The 5,287-nt window shown below is 75.9% G+C and carries 6 protein-coding genes; 3 read left to right on the plus strand and 3 right to left on the minus strand.

Annotation, left to right across the window (positions count from 1 at the left end):
• Window positions 1–205 precede the first annotated feature (205 nt).
• Window positions 206–652, plus strand: a complete 447-nt coding sequence (locus AE652_RS34585) for a hypothetical protein (RefSeq protein WP_049658907.1) — start codon at window positions 206–208, stop codon at window positions 650–652.
• Between the two features lie 12 nt (window positions 653–664).
• Here the strand turns inward: AE652_RS34585 and AE652_RS34590 are convergent, their stop codons facing one another.
• On the minus strand, window positions 665–1,156 hold the full coding sequence (locus tag AE652_RS34590; protein ID WP_049658899.1) for a helix-turn-helix domain-containing protein: 492 nt from the start codon (window positions 1,154–1,156) through the stop codon (window positions 665–667).
• Window positions 1,157–1,263: 107 nt separating this feature from the next.
• On the opposite strand from AE652_RS34590, the gene AE652_RS34595 reads away from it, so the two are divergent.
• Window positions 1,264–1,761 (plus strand): hypothetical protein, encoded by a 498-nt coding sequence (locus AE652_RS34595; RefSeq protein WP_049658900.1) that lies wholly within the window; start codon window positions 1,264–1,266, stop codon window positions 1,759–1,761.
• Between the two features lie 59 nt (window positions 1,762–1,820).
• On the opposite strand, the gene AE652_RS34600 is transcribed toward AE652_RS34595, so the two are convergent.
• Both AE652_RS34600 and AE652_RS34605 read right to left on the minus strand, forming a co-directional pair.
• Window positions 1,821–2,708 carry a hypothetical protein gene (locus AE652_RS34600; protein WP_049658902.1) on the minus strand — a complete coding sequence of 296 codons (888 nt, stop codon included), beginning with the start codon at window positions 2,706–2,708 and terminating at the stop codon, window positions 1,821–1,823.
• Between the two features lie 124 nt (window positions 2,709–2,832).
• A complete protein-coding gene (locus tag AE652_RS34605; protein WP_049658903.1) occupies window positions 2,833–3,774 on the minus strand; it encodes a TIGR01777 family oxidoreductase in 942 nt (313 codons plus the stop codon).
• A 187-nt stretch (window positions 3,775–3,961) separates the two neighbouring features.
• On the opposite strand from AE652_RS34605, the gene AE652_RS34610 reads away from it, so the two are divergent.
• Window positions 3,962–5,212 carry a cytochrome P450 gene (locus tag AE652_RS34610; RefSeq protein ID WP_049658905.1) on the plus strand — a complete coding sequence of 417 codons (1,251 nt, stop codon included), beginning with the start codon at window positions 3,962–3,964 and terminating at the stop codon, window positions 5,210–5,212.
• Window positions 5,213–5,287 lie beyond the last annotated feature (75 nt).

The raw sequence follows: 5,287 nt of genomic DNA on the forward strand, positions 1-5,287 counted from the left end.
CCGCGCGCCGGTCGCCCTGGTCGCCCCGCCGGGGCTCGGGGCCACCGCGTGCGGGATCGCCCGGCTGGCTTCGCCGGCGCACCCGCCGCTGGTGGTGCTGCTCGACGGGGGCGGCGACCTGACGGCGGTGGCGGGCCTGCTGGGGGGCCTGCCGCGGCTCCGCTAGGGCCACCGCGCGGCTTCGAGAGGGCCTAGGGTGGCGACCGTGGCCCGCTTCGTCCTGATCCGCCGTACGCCGCTGCCGCCCGCCGAGTGCTGGGAGCGGCTGACGGCCTGGCACCGGCACGGGGACCGGGTGCCGTTCACCCGGGTCCGCGTGGTCCGGGGCTCCGGCCGGGAGGCGGGCGATGTCGTCCTGGCCCGGACGGCCCTCGGGCCGTTCCGTTTCGACGACCCGATGGAGCTCACCGAGCTGGTCGTCCCCGGCCCCGGCCGGGACGGGCGGTGCCGGCTGGTCAAGCGCGGCCACCCGGTGCACGGCTGGGCCGAGCTGCGGGTCCGGGCGGTGGGCGGCGGCAGCGCGGCGGTCTGGACGGAGGAGCTGACGGTCGCCGGCCTGCCCCGGACGCTCGGTCCGCTGCTCGATCCGGTCCTGGCGCGGTCCGGGCGCCTGGTCTTCGGCCGGGTCCTGGACCACCTGCTGGGGCTGTAGCGGCCCGGCCGCTCAGGACGGCAGGAAGCGGGCGCCCGGGCCCGGGCTGCGGTAGACGGAGTCCGGGGGCAGGTGGGTGTGGCCGCCCGCGCATTCCAGCAGGAGGGTGACCGGTTCGTCGCAGCCGTGCTCCTCGCCGCCGCCGTGCCGGACGACGACCGACGGGCCCTCCTCGTCGGCGAGGTACTTGTCGCCCCACTCCAGCAGGGCGATCACGGTGGGCCGCAGGTCCCTGCCCTTCTCGGTGAGGTGGTACTCGAAGCGCTGCCGGTCGCCGGGCTCCTGGTACGGCACGCGGCGCAGCACGCCCGCGGCGACGAGGCCGTCGAGCCGGGTGGACAGCAGGTTGCTGGCGATGCCGAGCCGGGTGCGGAACTCCCCGAAGCGCCTGGCGCCGTCCAGCGCCTCCCGCACGATCAGCAGCGACCAGCGTTCGCCGACCGCCGCGAGGGCGCGCCCCATCGAACAGTTCACCGGGTCGATCCGCCGCCGCTGCTCCGCCATGGGGCGATCCTAGCCCGTCCGACCCACCTGGGTTGACAATCCGTACTCAGCCCGGGCTAGGCTCCGGGCCACCTGAGTTGAGAAATTGAATCCAGGAGGCGACGGCCATGCCGATGCTCGACGTCCACATCCCCGACGGCGCCCTGCGCCCGGAGGCGGAAGCGGCCCTGCTCAACCGCATCACCGAGATCCTGATCCACCACGAGGGCTTCGACCCCGCCGACCCGGTCACCCGCTCGGTGTCCTGGCTCTTCCTCCACCGGCCCGCCGCCGTCTACGTCGGCGGCGAGCTCGCGGACGCGCCGCGCTACAAGGTCGTCCCGTCGGTGCCCGAGGGCCAGCTCGACGCCCGCAAGCGCGCGGGCGTCATCGCCGACGTCACCGAGGCGATCCTGGACGCCGAGGACGGCGCCTGGCCGCGCGACCCCGGCCGGATCTGGGTGTTCCCCACCGAGATCCCCGAGGGCCACTGGGGCGGCTTCGGCAAGGTCAGGCCGCTCGCCGCGATCCTCGCCCGGCTCACCGGCAACGACCGCGCCCGGGCCCGCGACCTCGCCGCACGCCGGATCGCCGAGAGCCGCGCCGAGCACGCCCGGCTGCCGTAGGGCGCACCCGATGCCGGTGACCGACGCCGGGCCCCAGCCCCCCAGCCCCCGGCCCCCGGTCAGCCCCCGTCGCGGCGGCCGCGCCGCGGGTCGGCGGAGGCCCGGCGCCAGTCCAGGTACTGCTGGCGGACGTACGAGCGCGCGTCGTCGTCGGTGGCGGCGGTGACGCCGTCGTGCTCGCACAGGTAGCCGGCCGAGATCCGCGCCCACACCACCTGCTCGCGGTCCGCGTCACCGCCCGCCAGCGCGATCCGGTCGGCCTGGGCGGCGGCGCGCAGCAGGTGGGCACGCCGCTTGCGGGGCGGGCTCTTGGCGGTGTTCCGGCCGGCCACCAGGTACGTCTCCTCCTCCGCTACGCCCGGGGCGGCCGCGTACGCCTCCGCCGCCGTGGGCACCGGCCCGACCGGCACGCTCCGCACCGCCGGGGGCGGCGTCGGCGGCAGCCCGCGGGTGTGGAGCACGTCGTCGGCGAACTCCGGCCGGTCGACGGGCAGCCCGTGCCGGCCGAAGAGGGCGAACAGCTCGGCCAGGGCGCGCGGTTCGAGGCCGCGCGGCCGGTCGTCGTCGGTGACGTCGAACCGGCCGAGCAGCGGGCCCCAGAACCGGCCCGGCGGGTCCACCAGGCGCAGCCGGAGGGTGACCCGGTGGACGCTGGTCTCCTCCTCCTCGTCGAACTCCATGGCCAGGCCGCGGATCTCCGACCAGGCGTAGCGGCGCGGGACCAGCAGCCGGACCACGGTGAGACCGTCCGCCTCCTCCCGCAGCCAGAAGGTGTGCGGTACTCCGACGGCCACCGCGCCGGCCACCAGGGCGCCGACGAGCACGGCCGTCCCCGGGTCGGCCAGACCGGACTCCCCCAGCACGATCACCGTCACCAGGGCCAGCAGGCAGCCGACGCCGATGATGTCCACCCGTCGCCGCATGTACGACAGCCGTACCGTCCGCATCCCGCCCCCTGGTGTCCCCTGCGTGTGGGCTCCACGCTCCCGGCAGCGACCGGGCCCGGGCAAGCACCGGCGGGCAGCTGTGACGGCCCCGTGACGAACCCGGCCCACCACGCTCCGGACAGCGCTACCGCCCGCGCAGCCGCCGGACGAGGTCGCGGGCGGCCTCGGGCCAGCTCGGGTGGTCGAAGGTGAAGCCGGCGTCGAGCAGCCGGGTCGGGACGACGCGGCGGCTCTTCAGCAGCAGTTCGGTGTCGGAGCGCAGCGCGAAGGCGCCCAGTTCGGCCATCCAGCGGGTGGCGGGCAGGGCCAGCGGCATGCCCCAGGCGGTGCGCAGCTCGCGCATGAACGCGCGTTGCGGCAGCGGGTTCGGGGCGGCGAGGTTGACCGGGCCGGTGAGGTCCTCGCGGGCGATCAGGAACTCGACGGCGCGGGTGAAGTCGCGCTCGTGGATCCAGGAGACGTACTGAGAGCCGCCCGCGACGGGGCCGCCGGCGCCGAGCCGGGCCAGCCAGGAGAGCGCGTCGAGGGATCCGCCGCGCTCGGGGCCGAGGACGGCGGCGGCGCGCAGGGCGACCCGGCGGGTGTGCGGGGTGTCGGCCTCCGCCTGGGCACGCTCCCAGGCCTGGGCGACGTCGATGCTGTGCCGCCAGGCGGCCGGGGCGTCGGGCTCGCTGCCGCCGATCAGGCCGTCCAGCTCGCCGTTGGGGGCGTCGTGGCGGTGGGCGTAGACGGTGGCGGTGCTCATCTGGAGCCAGTGCGCGGGCGGGCGGCGGGCGGCCGCGACGGCCTCGCCGACGACCCGGGTCGACTGCACCCGCGAGTCCATCATCTCCTGCCGGTTCGCCTCGGTGGAGCGGCAGTTGACGCTGCGCCCGGCGAGGTTGAGCACGACGTCGGCCCCGTCGACCTCGGCCGCCCAGGCGCCGAGGGTCCGTCCGTCCCAGCCGACCTGCCGGGGCCCGGCGGGCCTGCGGCTCAGCACCACGACCTGGTGTCCGGCGGCGGTCAGGCTCCGGTCGAGCAGCGCCCCGAGTGCCCCCGATCCGCCGGGAATGACGACCTTCATGGCTTCCCCCTCCTGCCCTCGGCTCCTGGGAGCCCAGCCTAGCCCAAACTTCTGAACGCGTTCAATTACACCGTCCGCGCCACCGCCCGGACGACTGAAACCACGGTGAAACCGCACTGAAGGCGGGCCCCGGCAAGCTCCGGGGCATCGAAAGCCGCACAGCCGTGTGACGAAGGAGAGACCCGCCATGACCACCACCCCCGTCCGGCTCACCCCCGAGGACGTCGAGAACCCCGTCGGCGCCTACGCCCGCTTCCGCGAGCAGACCGAGCTGCCCCGGGTCGTCCTGCCCGGCCTGGACACCCCGGTCCGACTGGTCACCCGCTACGTCGACGTGAAGGCCGCGCTCACCGAGCCCCGGCTGATCCGGGACCGGGCGGGGCTCGCCGCTCCGGCCGACGCCGGATCCGACCCGCAGGACGAGCTGCTGGCCGCCGCCTTCGACAGCTTCCCCGCCGAGTACGCCGGCTACCTCTCCGGCCACCTGGCACTGTTCGACGGCGAGGAGCACGCCCGCCGCCGCGCGCCCCTGACCCGCGCCTTCACCGCCCGCCGGATCGCCGCCCTGCGCGGCTTCGTCGAGCGCACCGCCGCCGAGCTGCTGGCCGACCTCGCCACCCGGAACGAACCGGCCGACCTGCTGGGCGAGTTCGCCTACCCGCTGACCACCCAGGTGATCTGCGAACTGGTCGGCGTCGAGGAGGCCGACCGGCCCCGGGTCTGCGGCTGGATCCGCGACTTCGCGTACGGCGACGGCAGCCGCACGGTCGAGGGCCTGGTCGGCATCGTCGACCACGTCAAGGAGCTGATCGCGCGCCGCCGCGCCGAACCCACCGGGGACCTCGTCTCCACCCTGGCCCACGACACCCGCGAGGGCGAGCAGCCGCTGGACGAGGACGACCTGGTCGCGGCCGTCTTCCTGCTGATCAACACCGGCATCACCCCGCCCGCGCTGTTCCTCGCCCACGGCCTGCTCGCCCTGTTCGACCACCCCGACCAGCTGGCCCGGCTGCGCGCCGAGCCGCAGCTGCTGGAGCGGGCCGTGCCCGAACTGCTGCGGTACATCACCCTGGTGCGGATCGGCGCCACCCTGTACGCCGCCGAGGACTTCACCTTCACCGGGACGGCGCTGCGCACCGGAGACCCGGTCACCGTCGCCCTGCTGGCCGCCGACCACGACCCGAAGGAGTACGGCGATGCGCCCGAACGCCTCGACATCGCCCGGGAGTTCGGGCGCGGCGACGGCCACCTGGCGTTCGGCCACGGCGCGCACTACTGCCTGGGCGCGGCCCTCGGCCGGCTGGTCACCTCGGTGGTGCTGGACCAGGTGCTGATCCGGCGGCCGGAGGCGGCACTCGGGGTCGCGCGGGACGGGCTGGAGTTCGGCCACTGGCCGGCCGACGGCTTCCACCTGCTGCGGCTGCCGGTGCGGCTCTGAGCGGGCGCCGGCGTGCCGGGGCCCGCTCTGGGTTCCGCGCTCAGCCGCCCACCAGCCGGCGCGCCTCGGCCGCCA

The sequence above is a fragment of the Kitasatospora sp. MY 5-36 genome, from assembly GCF_001182915.1.
Taxonomy (GTDB): Bacteria; Actinomycetota; Actinomycetes; order Streptomycetales; family Streptomycetaceae; genus Kitasatospora.